A 17,281-nucleotide genomic window follows, 5' to 3' on the forward strand; every position below is an offset into this window, starting at 1 on the left:
ACATATTACCTATTTGTTAACAAGGACTATAGTATCGTAAATATCTACAATTTACGTCTCAATTTTGAAATGTTCTGTTTCAGAAAAGAATAATAGTATAAAGAAATAAATGGTGAAATGATGTTTGAATATTTAATTTTATTTTAAAATTCATGGTGAATAATGATTGTAAGTTAATGAACAACAGATGTATTAAAGGAAGTGGTTGTAACGCAGATAAATCAAGTTTATCGAGTTGAGGTATAACCATGAAAAAACAATCTTTTACATAATCACTATGTTATTTATCAGCATACAATTTTAGTAGTAAAGAAATTAAGGTGAAATTTAATGATGTTGAGTGTTAGAAATCTGGGCTATGTGTCTAATATCAGTATTTATGATAAGCCTAAAAAAGTCGCAATTTTAGACAGCGTTATTAATGATCAGCAACCTGCATTAAATGGACAAATTGTTGCTAAATATGACGTAATTAGTAAAAAAATTATACAAAAGATTTATATGGTCATGGAACTCCAATTGCAAGCATAATTGCCGCAAAGGAAAATGAAGAAACGGTGCAAGGAATTAATCCTTTAGTAGAAGTAAACGGTGTAAAAGTAATTGATGACGAAGGGAGGGATAAGAAGAAAGGCGTATCACCTTAGAATTACGTAACCAAGGTGCTCGCATCAAGTGTAATTTTGTATAGGATGAAACAAATCCTTCCATTCCATGTTTTAGATAGCGACCCATCTTTTCAGAGGGGATAAACCTCATGTCTTTCTTGGTTTTTTTCCTTCTAAGTACTCTAAAACTGCATTTGATTTTTGGTCTATCGTATATTTAGGAAAAAAAACTGCACCTCCAATTGTTAGATGTTGTCTAACAATTGGGGTGCAGTTCAAAGACAGCCATTTATTTCTAGTATACGGCTTTTTGTAGTTTGTGAATGACCTCAAGTGAAAGCCCGGTTCCGATGGCAACTGATTCAAGCGGGTTATCTGCAAGTTGGACTGGGACGACAATTTCATTCGTCAGCCATTCTTGTATCCCGTTGAGAAGTGCACCCCCGCCGGATAAGATGACACCTTGATCGACGATATCCCCGCTCAATTCAGGAGGACAATCTTCCAAAGTGGCCCTGATTGCTTCCAGTATATGAAGAAGCGATTCTTGAATGGCTTCCTGGACGTCAGTGGATGATATTGTAATCGGCTTTGGGAGACCCGTTACAAGATCGCGGCCCCTGACTTCCATGCTGATCACGGAATGTTTAACGAGTGCGTAGCCGATTTCTTTTTTTATTTCCTCGGCTGTTCTTTCCCCAATCAGCACATTATGTTTTTTTCTAACATATTGGCTGATATCTTCATCCAATTGATCTCCGCCAATTCTGATTGAATTGCAAGAAACGACGCCGCCATAAGAGATGATTGCGACCTCAGTCGTTCCGCCGCCGATATCAACGATGACATTGGCAACGGGCTCTTCGACAGGCAGGCCCGCACCTATTGCTGCTGCTACTGGTTCCTCGATAAGGTGGACCTGTTTCGCTCCGCAGCTTTTGACTGCATCCTGAATGGCCCTTCTCTCAACTGATGTGGAACCTGATGGTGTACAGACCACTACACTAGGTTTGCGAATCGATAAACCTAGGGCCTTACTTGCTTTTTTCATGATTTCCCGAAGCATTTGCGCTGTTACATTAAAATCCGCAATGACACCATCCTTAAGCGGACGGATTGCCACGATATTTCCGGGTGTTTTCCCGATCATGTTTTTTGCATCCACACCGACTGCCAATACTTTATTAGTCTCTATATCAATGGCCACCACAGATGGCTCATTAAATACGATTCCTTTATTTTTACTGTAAACTAGCGTATTTGCAGTTCCTAAGTCAATGCCTATTTCTGTATTTGATAACATTTAGTCACCCCTCCATAAGAGTTTGACCCCTATATACTCATTCTACCTTTTATTGCGAGTTTGTGGGGGTGGGAAATCTAGTAAATGGTGGAATTGCCATGCCGTTTCTTTTCATAGAGCGAAAACATGATGAAATATAAAAGTGCACTGGCGATGGCAAGACCGCGGATAACGGCAATTGTCGCCAACATTCTGCCTATTGTAAAATATTGACCTCTCATATGTACCATTTTTAGTATATTTCACACAGCGCTCCTCACTTCAGTCGAAAACAAGCGTGGGTGGCTGCTTTGAATCAACTTAGCTTATTTTATGTTAAGATATAGAAGAAAATCAGCTTAGATAAAGAAGGTAATTTTGTGAGTGCAAATTTAATCGAGAGTAAGAGTTTTAGAGTCATCTTTACAGCTTTTCTAGCCTTCCTGGGTGGTTATGCGTTTGATAGCCTTGGAATATACCTGCCATGGATGCTTGGACCATTATTCGTCGTGATGATCGCGAAAGTGAAGTTAAGGAAGTACTTGTTTTGGTCTAAAACCTTTAGAAGTACTGGATTGGTCATTCTAGGATTACAACTGGGCAGTTCATTCACGAAACAATCGTTAAATGAGATGATTGAATATTTGCCTGTTATGCTTTTTACGACAATCGCAATCATTTTATTTACAGTTTTGACTGGCTGGTTTGTCGGGAAACGAATGAACTTATCCTTGGGCACATCCATGCTTGGCAGTTTTCCGGGAGGGCTTTCCCAGATGGTGGTCTTAAGTGAGGAAATGAAGGATAGTGATGAAACGGTTGTAGGTTTCATGCAAACACTGCGGGTCATCCTGGTGATATCCATTGTTCCTTGGATCGTGACCCATGTAATGTCAGTTGGATCAGGTACGGTAATGACCATATCGGAGCGGCCGTTTTTCTTATTTGATTATGATGGGAAATTAGCCATCATGATGTTGTTAACCTTGCTATTATTCATCTTCATCACAAGGAAAGTGAATTTTCCGCTGCCTTTTTTGCTAGGACCTCTCATGGCTGCAGCACTATTCAATTTAGCAGGACCAGGTGCCCCGCAGATTCCTGATTTTTGGTTGAACTTGTCGCAATTGTTGATCGGCGCACATTTAGGCTACACACTGAAGGTTGATAATCCCCGACTTTTCAGAAAGATGTTTGGGGCTGTATTCGTCAGTAATGTCCTATTGATTGGATTTTGCTATTATCTTTCCGTTCAGTTTGCCCCGATCCTATCTTTGCAGCCGAACGAATTATTTTTGAGCATGGCGCCAGGCGGCGTCGCCGAAATGGCCGTAACAGCCATGTCTGTGCATGTGGATTTATCCGTTGTCACAAGTTTTCATTTATTCAGGATCCTATTCATTTTATTTTTCCTGTCACCCATCATAAAATGGCTGGTTGGAAGAAGCAAGGGAAAACAAGAACAGGGACAAAGCTGACAGGCTTTGTCCTTTTTCTTTTCGGAAAAACTGAAGAGTGAAAAGAACAAATGTCAGGCGTTATGCGGAACTCACGAGTAAACCGCTGAAACTCACGAGTAAAGGCAGAAAATTCACGAGTAAACTGCTGAAACTCACGAGTAAAAGCAGAAAACTTACGAGTAAACCGTCAAAACTCACGAGTAAAAGCGCATATTCCAGACGTTATGAGAAAAGTACGAACGGAACAGGCTTGAAATTCAATTCTCGAAAGAATATTGTACCCGAACCATTGAAATGTGCTGTTGAATAAGCTCATGTAGGCGCCGAAGTTGGTAGGTTTTGTGAGAATTTAATGAAAAATGAAATCGAATAGTAAAATAATCCTCACTTTTTTTGAACTTCATCCGATATAAGGAGGAGACGAGACTTTAAATGAATGGGTGAGTATTATGGATATAACATCAGTTTTGGGCGTAGTTCTCGGTATTGTGGCCATCTTGGTCGGAATGGTGTTGAAAGGCGTAAGTGTAACGGCGTTGATTAACCCGGCGGCTATTTTGATCATTATTGTAGGGACGATAGCTGCTGTCGTAACGGCTTTCCCTTTGTCGGAATTAAAAAGACTACCAAAAATATTCAAGGTTTTATTCTATGAACAAAAATTGACAAAGCCTGAAGATTTAATAAAAACCTTTTCGGAATGGGCGGTCATTGCCAGGAAAGAAGGCCTATTGGCATTGGAAAGCATTTCGGATCAAGTGGATAATACCTTTTTGAAAAATGGCTTGAATCTTGCAGTAGAAGGCCAGAGTGCCGATTATATTCGTGATATTTTAGCGGAGGAAATAGACGCGATGGAAGAACGTCATTTAAGCGCGGCAGCGATTTTCAGTCAAGCCGGTACATACGCACCGACGCTAGGCGTATTGGGTGCGGTAATCGGGCTGATTGCTGCATTGGGGAATATGGCTGACACGGAGGCATTGGGACATGCCATATCTGCCGCATTCGTCGCAACCTTGATGGGGATTTACACGGGGTATGTATTATGGCATCCATTCGCCAATAAGCTCAAACGGAAATCGCAGCAGGAAGTCCGAATCAAAGAAATGATGATAGAAGGTATTTTATCGATCATCGAAGGGGAAGCTCCAAGAACGATTGAACAGAAATTAACATCCTATTTGCCTGCTGGAGATCGTAAGAAGTGGTTAGAAGGCGATGTGAGAGAAGATGGCTAGGCGCAAAAAGAAACAAAGGCATGAAGAGCATATCGATGAATCATGGCTGGTTCCCTACGCCGATATCTTAACATTGCTTCTTGCGCTTTTTATCGTCTTGTTCGCTTCAAGTTCGGTTGATTCAGTAAGGTTCCAGCAGTTGTCCAATGTATTTAACCAGGTTTTTACAAGCGGAACGGGTTTTATGGATTTCCCAAGTGATTCCCCCAGCAATGAGCCGACGTCACCAGAACAAAGAACAGGTGCAGAAGATCTTGAGAAGCTAGGGAAAAACGAACAAGAAGATCTTATGGAAGTTCAGGAGCGTGTAAATGCCTACATCCAAAAAAATGATTTAACGGATAAATTGGGAACGAACCTTACGGATGAAGGGATGTTGATTTCAATTAGGGAAAACGTGCTGTTCGAATCGGGGGTGGCTGAGGTGAGGCGTGAAAATCGAAAGATCGCTAAGGAAATCTCGGATTTACTGGTCATGGACTTACCCAGAAACATTATCGTAAGCGGACATACCGATAATATTCCCATTAAAAATTACCAATATGAATCCAACTGGGATCTGAGCGTGATGCGATCCGTGAATTTTATGAAACTTCTCCTAGAAAATAAAGAGTTGGATCCCGAAATGTTCAGTGCTAAAGGGCATGGGGAATTCAAGCCGGTTGCTTCTAATGAAACGAAAAAAGGAAGAGCGAAAAACCGGAGAGTTGAAATCCTAATTGTTCCACGGACAGCGATAAATGAGTGAAAACCTGTCAGGAATGGACGGGTTTTTCTTTTTGAAGGAGAATATATGGAAAGAGAATATACAAATGTGATGGAAGAAATCGTTGTGACATGGGTGCAGGTATTAATGTCAGGTATGGAATATCAAACATTTTGTTCGTGCAGAAAATGTAAGAATGACATCATCACATTATCATTGAATAACCTGCCTAATTACTATGTAACCACGGAAGAAGGGCGGAAAAGGATATTTGGAAATTTGAATACAGAAGAAAATAGGGAATGGATCAATAAAAGAATCATCAATGCGATACACGTTGTTGGCCAGTATCCTAAACATTGATCAAAAGGCTGCCATTATCTTTTTTCCGATATTAAAAAAGGCGGACAGCGACCTCCGAAGGGATTTAGGAAATATAGCGGTACATTACTCATAAACAAAAGGGACAACCATTAATTATGTGTTTATTTATGGTGGCAAAGGGAACATAAATAAAGTACAAAGTTGGTTCATTCGATCAAAAATTGAGGAGATGAATGATTATGGGTAAAAATATTGCATGTGTTGTAACGAATATGTTTGAGGACTCGGAGTATAGTGAACCGGCAAAAGCATTCGAAGAAGCCGGCCATACGGTAACGACGATTGAAATGGTAAAAGGGAAAACTGTTAAAGGGAAACAAGGGGAGGTAGAAGTCGAGATTGATGAAAGCATCGACTCAGTGAAACCAGAAAATTTCGATGCATTATTCATCCCCGGTGGGTTTTCCCCTGATCAACTGCGTGCTGACGAACGCTTCGTATCTTTCGCCAAATCGTTCATGGATGATAAAAAACCAGTATTTGCGATCTGTCATGGACCGCAGTTGTTGATTACGGCCAAAACACTTGAAGGACGCCACGCAACAGGATATACATCCATTAAAGTCGATATGGAGTATGCTGGTGCCACCTATTTGGACAAAGAGGTTGTGGTTTGCGGCAACCAGCTTGTAACCAGCAGGACACCTGAAGACCTTCCGGCATTTAACCGGGAATCGCTCAATCTATTGAAATAATGAAAAATCCCGGCAGCTGCCGGGATTTTTCATTTTAAAAGGATTCATATACTTCAATCTTTGCAGTAAAATAAAAGGAGAGACGAATTAAAAAGGAAGTGTCACGATTGATCGTATTAAAATCTGCGCGTGAAATTCAAGCGATGCATGAATCGGGTAAAATTTTGGCAGCTTGTCATAGGGAGATTGCAAAATTGATTGTTCCTGGGGTGACAACATGGGAAATAGAAGAATTTGTTGAAGGATTCTTAAAAAAACATGGTGCGAAGCCGGAACAAAAGGGTTACAAAGGGTATGAGTATGCGACATGTGCCAGCATAAATGAAGAAATTTGTCATGGTTTCCCTCGTAAGACCCCTTTGAAAAACGGAGATATCGTAACGATTGATATGGTCGTTAATTATAACGGGGCCCTTGCTGACTCTGCTTGGACGTATACGGTCGGTAAGGTTTCAAAGGAAACCGAACATTTAGTGAATGTGACGAAGGAATCTTTATATAAGGCGATTGAAGTATGTGTGGAAGGCAATCGGATTGGAGATATAGGTCATGCCATACAAACATATGTCGAAGCGGAAGGCTTCTCTGTCGTTCGTGATTTTATCGGACACGGGATAGGAAATGTCATTCATGAAGAGCCGCAGGTTCCGCATTATGGACTGCCGAATAAAGGTCCGCGTCTTAAGGAAGGCATGGTATTCACCATCGAGCCAATGGTAAACGTAGGTACATATAAAGCAAGCCGGGATCCGAATGGATGGACGGCATCCACTGCAGATGGGAAATACTCGGCACAATATGAGCATACGATTGCCATTACGAAAAACGGTCCGCTTATTCTGACCGAACAATGAACATAAAAAAACAGCATCGATTATGATGCTGTTTTTTCATGTTAATCAATTGGACGTTCCAATGAATACAAATCTTCTTCAATATTTCCTAATCTGTCCTCAATGACTTTTTTAGCATCTTTGATACCTTCATTATAAATAAAGGGAGCAATATTTTCGAAAATGAACTGCAAATGATTTTCAGCAGCGATTTCACCGATTTCCTTGCCTTGTTCCTGATACACATATTCTTGGATACTTTCGATCATCTTGCGGCGCTTTTCAATGGGAAATTGTATGAACATTGTGCCCTCCTTCATATTTGTTCTAAAAACCATGTAATGAATTGATCCGAATCCAATGGGAAGACGGGTACTGAAGCATGATTCCTTGTTCGTTCCAGACATTCGGGCCAAGCCACAGCTGCTTTGACATTAGTAAGCCGTTCCAATAACAGGAGGTCACTTTCTTCTTTGATTAAAATGACCTTAGGAAAGTCCACTTGCTTATAACCTTCAATTAAAATCACATCAGGGAGAAATAGATACAGTAATTGAATTAGTTCAGTGATAGGGGCTTTCCCCTTGAAATTGCCGAGCAGCTCGATTGTGCCATCTCCTTCAACAAGTGAGGCGGCCGCCCCGGCATGAAAGTGTTTATTGGAATCCTTCGTGCCTGTGACATCTGGTTTTCCGCCATGTCCATGATGTTTTAAAACGGCTGTCTCTAATTTTGCTTCGCGAAGCTGTTTGATTATATTCGTTATGAAGGTCGTTTTTCCTCTATTTTGGTAGCCAACAACCTGGAAAATAAAGGGCTTCACCAAGGCCATTTGCATCCTTCTTGGTCATCGAGCAGCAGGATGTCCACAAAATCTCCAGTTTGGAAACCACGGGTCCCCCCAGGTAAGACGGTCAGTGAATTGGCACCTGCCAAGCTTGTTGTAATATTGGATTTATCCACACCACTAGGAATTACCTTCAACTGGCCGGATTCGTAAAATAATCGGGTCCGAAGCAGACGTGAGAATGGATTGGGTTTTAAGAAGTCTTCTGCCAATTGTGCCGTCTCTTTTCGTAAATGCGGATGTTCCGAAAACAGCAAGGTGCGGATGATCGGTCTTGCAAATAGTTCAAAGCCGACATAACTGGCGGATGGATTGCCGGATAAACCGAATAAAAATTTGTTATTATATACGGCTACGGTCGTCACGCTGCCGGGGCGCATGGCCACTTTGTTGAATAAGACATCAGCGCCAATTTTTTGATAAATATCCGGGAGAAGATCAAAATCACCGACAGAAACTCCTCCTGTTGTAATGAGCAGATCCACTTCCTCCAAGGCAGTTGAAATGGCCTCGTAGCTTAATTCGAATTCGTCCTTAAGCTTTCCGTAGAAACGGACTTCTCCTCCGGCCCTCCGAATTTGGGCGGAGATGGCATGTGAATTGCTGTTGCGAATTTTGCCGGGCTGCAACGGTTCATTAACATCAAGAAGTTCAGACCCGGTAGCGAATAATCCGACGACAGGCTTAGTGGCAACTGGCACTTCGGCATAACCGAATGTTGCGAGCAAGCCGATGATCCCTGGATTGATCGCTGTTCCTTTTTTCACAAGAACATCGCCTTTCTTTGCATCCTCACCTTGAAAAGAAACGTTTTCGCCTTCCTTAAGCGAGCGTTTAAATGATATGTACTTCTTTCCGTCCTTCTCGAATTCCTTCGTAAGCTCGAGCATGATTACGGCATCACACTCAGCTGGCATCTGAGCTCCAGTCATGATCCTTGCCACTTGATTTTTTTGAACAGGAATATTCGATACCATACCCGCAGCCAACTCTTCAATCACTTCGAACTCGAGAGGGTTATTTATGGAACCTTCGGCCGTATCCTTGGACCTAAGGGCGAATCCATCATATGGCGAGCGGTTAAAATGCGGAACATCATTTGTAGCTACAATATCTTGAGCCAAAAAACGGTCATGGCTTTCCTCGAGGGGGATCAGTTCCATATGTCCTGTTAATTTATGCTTCATCACTTTTTCCACTGCTTCTGCAATACTGATGGGCGTTCTTCTTTCTACCATGCTTACAACTCCTGTCGGTTTTCAATTTCTATATCCAATGTAGCAGAATTTTTTAAAAAATGAAAAAAATCCTCACCGGTATGGGAGGATTTGAATGTTACTTATTACGCAGTCTTCCAAGTTCTTCAGCGATAGCTTCCATTTCACGGACACTGAAATTCGTTTTTTTCATCACCATTATATAAATATCGTGCAGTTCTTCGTACATCTCGATATCAAAATGGGTCGATTTGATTGCACCGAAGTTCATTACTTTTAATTTATCCTTGATTGCTTCGATCATAAACTCGACACTTTCGGCTGTGTTTTGCGTTAAATCCATTTCCCTCATCCTTTCATACGTTCCTAAATTATTTTCATCTTTGCATGATTACCTCTAGAAGTCAATGAATATTCGGGTGGAAAACGAAGCTTGATTCCCGATTCACTTGGTCATCTCCCGCGTTTTAAAGTGAGAGAGTTTGGGAAAAGATAGGAAAAAACTTTATTAAACATTGTATAATGGAGGTAGCTACCATTATCCATCACTAATATATGAAGAGGAGGAGAATATATGAGCAACATTCGAGAAGAATATAAGTGTGCCAAGAAAAGCAAATTTATGCAAGCGGTCTTTATTGGGGCATTGGCTGGGGCAGCGATAAGCCTTTTTGATAAGGATACGCGTAATTCTGTATTGGAAAACAGTAAAAGCTGCATGGGTAATATGAAGGGATTCATGAAGAATCCCAATGGGGTGCTTACACAAGTACGTGAAACATCATCAAAGGTCCGTTCCACTGTTGAAAAAATTTCCGATGATGTCTCCTTCATTTCCCAAAAGGTGGAGGAAATGAAGGATATTCCTTCGCAAGTTGCCCAAGTGGTGATGGAGACGAAGGAAGTTTTTGCTGCAGAGGAAGAAGAGCCAACTTCAAGTCACCATGAACGGATTTCCTTAAATTAGAAAATGGGGTGGAGGTATGGCCAATAAAAAAGAATGGCTGAAAGGCTCATTCTTTAAGACATTCATAAAACGGTTACATGTGGATGATGTGTCGGGGCTTGCCGCACAGCTGTCTTATTTCTTTTTACTTTCCCTGTTCCCGTTACTTATTTTTTTATTCACTTTATTGGCCTATCTGCCATTTTCCCAAGAAGATATATTGAATACCATCCGTACATATGCGCCTGACGATTCGATGAAAATCATTGAGGCTAACCTATCTGAAGTGATGGAAGCGAACGGGACTTTATTGTCGTTTGGTGTCATTGGAACGATATGGTCGGCCTCGAATGGGATGAATGCAATCATTAAAGCATTTAACCATGCATATGGTGTAAAAGAAAGTCGAACTTTCTTTATTTCCCGGGGAATGTCGATTCTTCTTACTTTAGCGATGATTTTTGTTTTTATTGTCGTTTTATTGCTGCCGGTATTCGGAAAACAGATCGGAGTGTTTTTATTTGCCGAAATTGGACAATCCGATGAGTTTCTTACGATTTGGAACCAACTTCGCTGGTTGATCAGTACGCTTGTATTTTTAATTGTGTTCACCATCCTTTATTGGATTGCGCCCAACATAAAGCTGAAATGCATAACCGTAATGCCTGGTGCTATCTTTGCAACGGCAGGATGGAGTCTCGCTTCCTTTTTGTTTTCTTTTTATGTGGATAACTTCGCAAATTATTCCGCAACATATGGAAGTCTTGGAGGGATAATCGTATTAATGGTCTGGTTTTATTTATCGGGACTCATCATCATACTGGGCGGGGAAATAAATGCGCTCATAAGTGAAAAGGAAAAACCAAAATGTAGATGAGCTTCCTGTAGTTTCCGTAATAGCGGACTATCATGCTGCGAATACTATTCAAGAAATAATAACTTTTGAAGAGGAGGAGTTCTTTCATGAGTAAAAAGGATGGCAGCACAAAGCAAAAAGGAAAAAATAAAGGTTCGAACCATAAAACATCAGGTTCTGCAAACGGTAAGAACGGATATCACTAAATGAAAAAAGCATAAAAAAGGGAGCCCTCGAGGGCTCCTTTTTCATGCTTAGTTTCTCAAAAGTCTTAAGCTGTTCAGTATAACGAGAATTGTGCTTCCTTCATGGCCAATCACGCCATATGGGAGGTCTAGAAATTGAAGGAAATTGGATGCGATCAGGATCATGATGACCGAAATTGAAAAGATGACGTTTTGTTTGATGATCCGATTCATTTTCTTGGATAATTTGACTGCTTCCGCAATGCGCGGCAGATCATTCTTCATCAGAACGACATCTGCTGTCTCCAAGGCAACATCCGTGCCTTCACCCATTGCAATTCCAACAGATGCTGTTGCTAGTGCAGGTGCATCATTTATGCCATCCCCAACCATTGCTACAGTGCCAAAATGTTCTTTCAGCTTTTTCACTTCAGTCACTTTGGTTTCAGGTAGGCATTCGGCAATATATGCATCAATATGGCTCTCCGAAGCAATCGCTTTAGCCGTTTTTTCCCCATCCCCTGTAAGCATGACGGTATGGATGCCCTCATTTTTTAAGGCTTCGATGGCTGTTACGGTTTCTTCACGCACGACATCTTTCAAAGTGAGTATGCCTGCAATTCCTTGATCATCTTTTGCATAAACGATTGTCTTACCTTGTTCAGCCAATGTCAGTGCAATGCCATTTTGGAATCGTTCTGCTTCACTGCGACCGACGAAATCAGCTTTTCCGACTTGCCAAAGCACGCCATTGATATAGGCTTGAACCCCATTACCTGAGATATCTTCCATGTTATTTGGTTTAATGATATCCTTTTGCAATTTTGATTTGGCATAACGTACGATCGATGTTGCCAAAGGGTGATTCGAATAATTTTCAACAGATGCAATATGAAATAAGAAATCATCTTCGTTTAAATCTTCGCGGATAATGACATCCGTTACCTCTGGTTTTCCTTTTGTCAATGTACCGGTTTTATCTAAAGCAATTGCCTGCAGATTACCTAGATTCTCAAGATGGATGCCTCCTTTAAATAAAATGCCATGACGGGCTCCATTTGAAATGGCAGAAAGTGTAGCAGGCATGATAGAGGCCACAAGGGCACAAGGAGAAGCGACAACGAGCAGGATCATCGCTCTGTAGAATGTCTCGGTCCAGCTCCACCCCAATAGGAAATGGGGTACGAACATCATCAAAGCGACAACAGTCAATACTACTTTTACATAAGTCCCTTCAAACCGTTCAATGAACAGCTGGGAAGGGGACTTTTCACTTTGTGCGGATTGAACGAGAGTGATTATTTTTTGAAATAATGTTTCACTTGCCGGTTTGGTGATTTCCACGGTAATCGTTCCACGGAGATTAACCGTTCCCGCAAATACTTCATCATCCAATGATTTACTGACTGGTATGGATTCGCCAGTGATGGCGGCTTCATCGATATTGGTACGGCCGTCCGTGATTTTTCCATCTGAAGGAACTCTCTCACCTGGTTTCACTAAAATCAAATCCCCGACATGCAGCTGTGAAACGGATACGGTTTCTTCATATCCATTAGTGATGCGCAGTGCTTCTTCGGGCTGTAAGTCCATTAGTGCCGAAATTTCTTTATGGCTTTTATTCATCGTGTATGTCTCAAGGGCACCGCTTAAAGCGAAGATGAAAATCAATATGGCGCCTTCCGTCCAATATCCGATGACCGCAGAACCGATTGCCGCAAAAATCATCAGCATCTCAACATTCAATTCCCGGTCGGCAATCGTATCTTCTATGCCTTCTTTCGCCTTGGCATATCCGCCAATTAAGAAAGAGGCCAAGTATATGACTATGGAAACAGTTTCCATTCCGTTCTTTGAAAGGGCCCAGCCCAATACTATAAGTAAACCGCTGAATAATGCAGCAATAAGTTCTAGATGAGGTTTTGCTTTTTCCAACCAAGTGGTTTTGCATGCAGCCGGTTGGGTTAAATGTTTAGTATCTGTAGTCATAAGACTCCCTCCCACATTCTTCTCTATTTTGTGTAAATGATATAGATTATCATTTGTGTTATATCTAATTGAGAAAGATAATCAACGTCATTTCTCTGGATAAAATATGAAAGCTGCCACCGTAATTGCGATGACAGCAATGTTTTCAATGGTTTATAAACGTGATGTCCTTTTTGTTATTATTATAGTACCACATATCCTATTCAGAAATAAAGAAGAATGATTCTAATCTAGTAAAAAATATAAAGTATTTCCTAACTAATATAAAGTCTATTGATAAATACCGTTCAAATTGAATAATAAAAGAAGTAGTCCAGATAAAAAACTATACTACATAACTGAAGCAGGCATTTTTTCCTTAAACAAGGCCAATGATATGAAGACAAGGAAAAGCATGATACTGATCATATAGAAAAAGTTCCCTCCATCGATGTGTTCTATAACCAGGCCGCCAAAGAATGGACCGCCGATGCTGCCGAGACTAAAGAATATACTGCATAATAAATTCCCGGCAGGTAATAGGTTTCTTGGCAAAAGATCTGCCATATAACTGATTCCCAGCGAGAAAGTCGAACCAACCATCATTCCGCCAAACATAAAGCAGATGAATAGGCCAAGAACTGAATAGGAATAAATCCCTGCAAGCGTGAATATGGCAAACCCTGAAATAAGAATCGTCAACAAGGTCTTTCGCCGTCCAAAACGGTCACTGACCATCCCCAAGGGAATCTGGGTAAGCAGAGTCCCAGCAGAAAATGCCGGAATGATGATGGATACTGCTGTTAAATCGATTCCGGAGCGCAGGGCAAGTACAGGGAAATTGCTATTCAATGAGGCTTCAAGCACACCAAATGTAAACGGAAGTAAAAAAGCGACCCAGGCTATGCGGCTTACTTTCGTAAACCTTTTGAGTGTGCCAAGGAATGATGTGCTTTCAGAATCATCCTGTTCAGGAAGCTCATTTCTAATAAGGAAAACAGTGGACCAAGCCAGAAGGCTAAGTATGGATGTTATGATGAAAGGCAACGACTGATTGATCTCGAGAAGCTTCGTCATCAGCGGTCCAACCATGAAGCCAAGACTGAAGAAAAGTCCATAAATGGCAAGATTCCTTCCGCGCTTCGCTATTGGTGAAATGGCAGTGATCCATGTCTGTGTAGCAAAGTGAAGTGTATGATCGCCGATACCAATGAAGAAACGCAGAACGAACCAAAACCAGAATGATTTCCAGACAGGAAATAAGGCAAGCGATACAATGACCGTTATCCCGCCAAATAATATCAATGGCTTATAGCCGTATTTACGGAGTGGAGCTTCCATAAAAGGAGAAATCAATAGAATTCCAATATACAGGGAGGCTGCATGAAACCCGTTTAGGGATGAGCTAATTCCTTCATTTTCAAAAATGATGGCAATGATCGGCAGAAGCATCCCTTGAGAAAACCCCGATATGCCGACAATTAAGATTAAAACGCTTAAAAGCAATTTATTATTCATAAAATCATGTCTCCTAAGAAATGTATACCTTCTTGATGTTACATCTTAGGAAGAGGATTAAGCAATAGAAATTTGGGTAAATATTGTCAAGAAGAGAGGTGTTGATAAAATTTCCCTTTGTCTTCACCCGAAGATTATGTATGATAGTTTTTGTTACATAAAAAGAACTATAGGATTGTGAGGAGAAGTATCGTGAATAAAATATTTTTGGGGCTTGTCCTGTTAGGCGTCCCTTTATCTGTCATTGGGTCATTATTGCATTGGCCGAGTGTAATCATGTTCATAGTATATTGCTTAACAATCGTGGCGCTGGCAGGCTTCATGGGCCGGGCCACTGAAAGCTTAGCAATCGTTATGGGACCAAGGATTGGCGGTCTCTTGAATGCAACCTTTGGTAATGCAGTAGAATTGATCATATCCATCTTTTCATTAAAGGCGGGGCTAGTGGGTGTCGTGCTGGCGTCTTTGACTGGTTCCGTTTTAGGGAATTTATTGTTGGTGGCAGGACTTTCATTCTTTGTCGGAGGGACTAAATACAAACGGCAGAAGTTTAATGTATTCGATGCGAGGCATAATGCCGGACTATTGATTTTTGCAGTAATTGTAGCCTTCGTCATACCGGAAATATTCACACAAAACATGGGTGAATCAAGCACGATGTCGTTAAGTGTCGGAATTTCCATTATATTGATCTTATTATATCTTGCTGCATTATTCTTTAAATTGGTTACTCACCGCGGGGTATATCAGCATACAGAGAAACTCGAGGAACATGAAGAGGAAGTACCGGAGTGGAGCAGGAAAAAGGCAATGATAATACTTGCTGCCGCTACATTGGCTGTTGCTTACGTATCGGAAAAACTTGTCCATACGTTTAGCGAGGTAGGGGAAGCCTTCGGATGGTCGGAGTTATTCATCGGTGTCATTATCGTTGCGATCGTCGGTAACGCGGCAGAACATGCTTCCGCCGTCATAATGGCCTATAAAAACAAAATGGATGTCGCTGTGGAGATTGCCGTTGGTTCCACGCTTCAAGTAGCGATGTTCGTCGCTCCTGTACTCGTATTGATTTCGTTAATGTATCCAACCCGTATGCCGCTTGTTTTCACAATGCCAGAACTGATATCAATGGTTTCAGCAGTCTTTCTGGTGATCATGATTTCTAATGACGGGGAAACGAACTGGTTTGAAGGCCTTACCTTATTGGCCGCTTACTTCATTATGGGAATTGGATTTTATTTATTATAAGAATGCAGGCCTTCCGATGTGGGAGGTCTTTCTTTTTATAAAGTTAAAAAATAAAAATGACTCTGCTCAGGTTAGATTTAGCAGAGTCATTTCTATATCAGTAAATTACCATTCATAAGTTATTCCAAAATTTTTCATCATGCTTTTGAAAAAGTTGAGAAAATATTCTAGAGTGTCACACCATCCTTTTACATCAGATTTAAGTATAGGCGAATTCGTTTTCTGTCATCCTTTAAAAGGGTGTCATGGAATGTTCGATAAGCATACCTCCTGAAGGTTTAATAGGTATGAACGATTTCGCCTCCTTTTTATAATGTAAAATAAGTATAACTGATTTGAAGAGAAAAGTAAATATTCTAAATTTTACAAATTTATTACAAAGTTGAAATCGTAATGAAATGTATAGAATGTTGGCTAAAAACAAAATCTATAATCAATATGATTGAACCCCTCAAAAGGAGTGCGACAGCATGAGAAGAACTATTTTTATTACGATGATTGCCCTAATTGCCTTCATTCAGGCGAATGTAAGTTTTGCAGCTGATATACCAGAAGTCAAAGCAGATCCGAATAAGGTGAATATCCCACCTTCAGTATTGAATATTGCAAAGGAGAATACGTATCCGAACCCGACCCAGGATCTTCCGATGCTGCAGCCAAGTAATCTTGCCGAACAATTGATCGATTCGTCGGATATCAAGATTGAAAACCCAGAACTCATCCAAATGTTGAATGAATCCGCAATTGCAAAAGCCCCGCTTGCTTTTGGATACAGGGCGACCATTTACCTTGGCCATTGGGCATTGAATTATGAGTCCTCGGAAACGGCACCAAACTGGGAATACCAAAAGATCAATACGAATTACTATGATAATCGCGGCGGTGAAGTTCCCTATAAGATTCGTTATGTCCAGGAAAGTCAGAAGGCAGTAAGTGGCGGTCTGACAGCGAAAATTCCTAAGGCTGAGGATGTTCAAAAGATGATGCTGCTAAAAGCCACTGAAAAAACGAATTTGCCATTGGCTTTTGAAACGATCATCGGAGCTGGTACGAAAAAAGATCAAGTGTACAATGTTGCTTCAAATAGGATTGGTTACTTATCCAGTTTTGCTTCCGCCGTCAATGAAAAAGGCAAGGTCACATATGGGGAAGTATATTTGAACCTAAAAGGAAATAAAAGAACCATTACGATAAAGAATATCACTTCACAAGGCATCGGTGCATGGATACCGGTTCAGGACCATGTTTCCTTCAGCTTTACAGTCTCGCAGCAACCTAGGTAAATTG

General features: G+C 41.0%; 20 protein-coding genes. 12 read left to right on the plus strand and 8 right to left on the minus strand.

All coding sequences use genetic code 11. From position 1 onward, the window contains the following. The first annotated feature begins 330 nt into the window (after positions 1 to 330). Positions 331 to 531, plus strand: coding sequence for a hypothetical protein (locus AC3ISB_RS02800; protein ID WP_480339825.1), 201 nt, complete (start codon positions 331 to 333; stop codon positions 529 to 531). After that, positions 531 to 647 carry a hypothetical protein gene (locus AC3ISB_RS02805; RefSeq protein WP_480339892.1) on the plus strand — a complete coding sequence of 39 codons (117 nt, stop codon included), beginning with the start codon at positions 531 to 533 and terminating at the stop codon, positions 645 to 647. The genes AC3ISB_RS02800 and AC3ISB_RS02805 overlap by 1 nt, the downstream gene beginning before the upstream one ends. Before the next feature lie 256 nt (positions 648 to 903). On the opposite strand, the gene mreBH is transcribed toward AC3ISB_RS02805, so the two are convergent. Beyond that, positions 904 to 1,911 carry a rod-share determining protein MreBH gene (mreBH, locus tag AC3ISB_RS02810; protein ID WP_098370486.1) on the minus strand — a complete coding sequence of 336 codons (1,008 nt, stop codon included), beginning with the start codon at positions 1,909 to 1,911 and terminating at the stop codon, positions 904 to 906. 77 nt (positions 1,912 to 1,988) lie between these two features. Continuing rightward, positions 1,989 to 2,132, minus strand: coding sequence for a hypothetical protein (locus tag AC3ISB_RS02815; protein ID WP_480339826.1), 144 nt, complete (start codon positions 2,130 to 2,132; stop codon positions 1,989 to 1,991). A gap of 138 nt (positions 2,133 to 2,270) precedes the next feature. On the opposite strand from AC3ISB_RS02815, the gene AC3ISB_RS02820 reads away from it, so the two are divergent. From AC3ISB_RS02820 to map, 6 genes are all read left to right on the plus strand, one after another. Further along, positions 2,271 to 3,368 carry an AbrB family transcriptional regulator gene (locus AC3ISB_RS02820; RefSeq protein ID WP_480339827.1) on the plus strand — a complete coding sequence of 366 codons (1,098 nt, stop codon included), beginning with the start codon at positions 2,271 to 2,273 and terminating at the stop codon, positions 3,366 to 3,368. 431 nt (positions 3,369 to 3,799) lie between these two features. Next, positions 3,800 to 4,591: a flagellar motor stator protein MotA gene (gene motA / locus AC3ISB_RS02825; protein ID WP_098370488.1), complete on the plus strand. Its 792-nt coding sequence runs from the start codon at positions 3,800 to 3,802 to the stop codon at positions 4,589 to 4,591. Further along, positions 4,584 to 5,339, plus strand: coding sequence for a flagellar motor protein MotB (gene motB / locus AC3ISB_RS02830; RefSeq protein ID WP_347941243.1), 756 nt, complete (start codon positions 4,584 to 4,586; stop codon positions 5,337 to 5,339). The genes motA and motB overlap by 8 nt, the downstream gene beginning before the upstream one ends. Positions 5,340 to 5,384: 45 nt before the next feature. Beyond that, positions 5,385 to 5,660, plus strand: a complete 276-nt coding sequence (locus AC3ISB_RS02835) for a late competence development ComFB family protein (protein ID WP_260398005.1) — start codon at positions 5,385 to 5,387, stop codon at positions 5,658 to 5,660. Positions 5,661 to 5,860: 200 nt separating this feature from the next. After that, positions 5,861 to 6,376 carry a type 1 glutamine amidotransferase domain-containing protein gene (locus AC3ISB_RS02840; RefSeq protein ID WP_141992668.1) on the plus strand — a complete coding sequence of 172 codons (516 nt, stop codon included), beginning with the start codon at positions 5,861 to 5,863 and terminating at the stop codon, positions 6,374 to 6,376. A gap of 107 nt (positions 6,377 to 6,483) precedes the next feature. Continuing rightward, the gene (map, locus tag AC3ISB_RS02845; protein ID WP_098370491.1) at positions 6,484 to 7,230 is read left to right on the plus strand and encodes a type I methionyl aminopeptidase; all 747 of its coding nucleotides are present in this window, start codon (positions 6,484 to 6,486) and stop codon (positions 7,228 to 7,230) included. Between the two features lie 41 nt (positions 7,231 to 7,271). Here map and AC3ISB_RS02850 read toward each other — a convergent pair whose 3' ends face one another. From AC3ISB_RS02850 to AC3ISB_RS02865, 4 genes are all read right to left on the minus strand, one after another. Beyond that, positions 7,272 to 7,514, minus strand: coding sequence for a DUF2164 domain-containing protein (locus tag AC3ISB_RS02850; RefSeq protein WP_179891011.1), 243 nt, complete (start codon positions 7,512 to 7,514; stop codon positions 7,272 to 7,274). A gap of 11 nt (positions 7,515 to 7,525) precedes the next feature. Then, positions 7,526 to 8,041 carry a molybdopterin-guanine dinucleotide biosynthesis protein B gene (gene mobB, locus AC3ISB_RS02855; RefSeq protein ID WP_480339831.1) on the minus strand — a complete coding sequence of 172 codons (516 nt, stop codon included), beginning with the start codon at positions 8,039 to 8,041 and terminating at the stop codon, positions 7,526 to 7,528. Next, positions 8,029 to 9,294 (minus strand): molybdopterin molybdotransferase MoeA, encoded by a 1,266-nt coding sequence (locus AC3ISB_RS02860; protein ID WP_489275500.1) that lies wholly within the window; start codon positions 9,292 to 9,294, stop codon positions 8,029 to 8,031. Before AC3ISB_RS02860 ends, mobB begins: the two co-directional genes overlap by 13 nt. Before the next feature lie 97 nt (positions 9,295 to 9,391). After that, positions 9,392 to 9,616: a DUF1128 domain-containing protein gene (locus AC3ISB_RS02865; RefSeq protein WP_098370495.1), complete on the minus strand. Its 225-nt coding sequence runs from the start codon at positions 9,614 to 9,616 to the stop codon at positions 9,392 to 9,394. Positions 9,617 to 9,847: 231 nt separating this feature from the next. Between AC3ISB_RS02865 and AC3ISB_RS02870 the strand changes: the two genes are divergently transcribed. Further along, positions 9,848 to 10,240, plus strand: a complete 393-nt coding sequence (locus AC3ISB_RS02870) for a YtxH domain-containing protein (protein WP_480339833.1) — start codon at positions 9,848 to 9,850, stop codon at positions 10,238 to 10,240. 16 nt (positions 10,241 to 10,256) lie between these two features. After that, the gene (locus AC3ISB_RS02875) at positions 10,257 to 11,096 is read left to right on the plus strand and encodes a YihY/virulence factor BrkB family protein (RefSeq protein WP_480339834.1); all 840 of its coding nucleotides are present in this window, start codon (positions 10,257 to 10,259) and stop codon (positions 11,094 to 11,096) included. Positions 11,097 to 11,329: 233 nt separating this feature from the next. Here AC3ISB_RS02875 and AC3ISB_RS02880 read toward each other — a convergent pair whose 3' ends face one another. Then, positions 11,330 to 13,249, minus strand: a complete 1,920-nt coding sequence (locus AC3ISB_RS02880; protein ID WP_480339835.1) for a heavy metal translocating P-type ATPase — start codon at positions 13,247 to 13,249, stop codon at positions 11,330 to 11,332. Positions 13,250 to 13,579: 330 nt separating this feature from the next. After that, positions 13,580 to 14,746, minus strand: a complete 1,167-nt coding sequence (locus AC3ISB_RS02885; RefSeq protein ID WP_489275503.1) for an MFS transporter — start codon at positions 14,744 to 14,746, stop codon at positions 13,580 to 13,582. A gap of 189 nt (positions 14,747 to 14,935) precedes the next feature. Between AC3ISB_RS02885 and cax the strand changes: the two genes are divergently transcribed. Then, complete coding sequence (gene cax / locus AC3ISB_RS02890; RefSeq protein WP_141992763.1) at positions 14,936 to 15,994, plus strand: calcium/proton exchanger; 1,059 nt, start codon at positions 14,936 to 14,938, stop codon at positions 15,992 to 15,994. A 470-nt stretch (positions 15,995 to 16,464) separates the two neighbouring features. Next, the gene (locus AC3ISB_RS02895; RefSeq protein ID WP_141992661.1) at positions 16,465 to 17,277 is read left to right on the plus strand and encodes a YfkD famly protein; all 813 of its coding nucleotides are present in this window, start codon (positions 16,465 to 16,467) and stop codon (positions 17,275 to 17,277) included. Positions 17,278 to 17,281 lie beyond the last annotated feature (4 nt).

The sequence above is a fragment of the Peribacillus sp. GL_122 genome (assembly GCF_057835005.1).

Coding starts and splice junctions, on each gene's coding strand:
- AC3ISB_RS02865 (WP_098370495.1), bottom strand. CDS start 9,616: ATGGATTTAACGCAAAACACAGCCGAAAGTGTCGAGTTTATGATCGAA.
- AC3ISB_RS02835 (WP_260398005.1), top strand. CDS start 5,385: ATGGAAAGAGAATATACAAATGTGATGGAAGAAATCGTTGTGACATGG.
- AC3ISB_RS02895 (WP_141992661.1), top strand. CDS start 16,465: ATGAGAAGAACTATTTTTATTACGATGATTGCCCTAATTGCCTTCATT.
- AC3ISB_RS02870 (WP_480339833.1), top strand. CDS start 9,848: ATGAGCAACATTCGAGAAGAATATAAGTGTGCCAAGAAAAGCAAATTT.
- AC3ISB_RS02850 (WP_179891011.1), bottom strand. CDS start 7,514: ATGTTCATACAATTTCCCATTGAAAAGCGCCGCAAGATGATCGAAAGT.
- mreBH (WP_098370486.1), bottom strand. CDS start 1,911: ATGTTATCAAATACAGAAATAGGCATTGACTTAGGAACTGCAAATACG.
- AC3ISB_RS02800 (WP_480339825.1), top strand. CDS start 331: ATGATGTTGAGTGTTAGAAATCTGGGCTATGTGTCTAATATCAGTATT.
- motB (WP_347941243.1), top strand. CDS start 4,584: ATGGCTAGGCGCAAAAAGAAACAAAGGCATGAAGAGCATATCGATGAA.
- motA (WP_098370488.1), top strand. CDS start 3,800: ATGGATATAACATCAGTTTTGGGCGTAGTTCTCGGTATTGTGGCCATC.
- AC3ISB_RS02815 (WP_480339826.1), bottom strand. CDS start 2,132: ATGAGAGGTCAATATTTTACAATAGGCAGAATGTTGGCGACAATTGCC.
- mobB (WP_480339831.1), bottom strand. CDS start 8,041: ATGGCCTTGGTGAAGCCCTTTATTTTCCAGGTTGTTGGCTACCAAAAT.
- AC3ISB_RS02885 (WP_489275503.1), bottom strand. CDS start 14,746: ATGAATAATAAATTGCTTTTAAGCGTTTTAATCTTAATTGTCGGCATA.
- AC3ISB_RS02880 (WP_480339835.1), bottom strand. CDS start 13,249: ATGACTACAGATACTAAACATTTAACCCAACCGGCTGCATGCAAAACC.
- AC3ISB_RS02875 (WP_480339834.1), top strand. CDS start 10,257: ATGGCCAATAAAAAAGAATGGCTGAAAGGCTCATTCTTTAAGACATTC.
- AC3ISB_RS02840 (WP_141992668.1), top strand. CDS start 5,861: ATGGGTAAAAATATTGCATGTGTTGTAACGAATATGTTTGAGGACTCG.
- AC3ISB_RS02860 (WP_489275500.1), bottom strand. CDS start 9,294: ATGGTAGAAAGAAGAACGCCCATCAGTATTGCAGAAGCAGTGGAAAAA.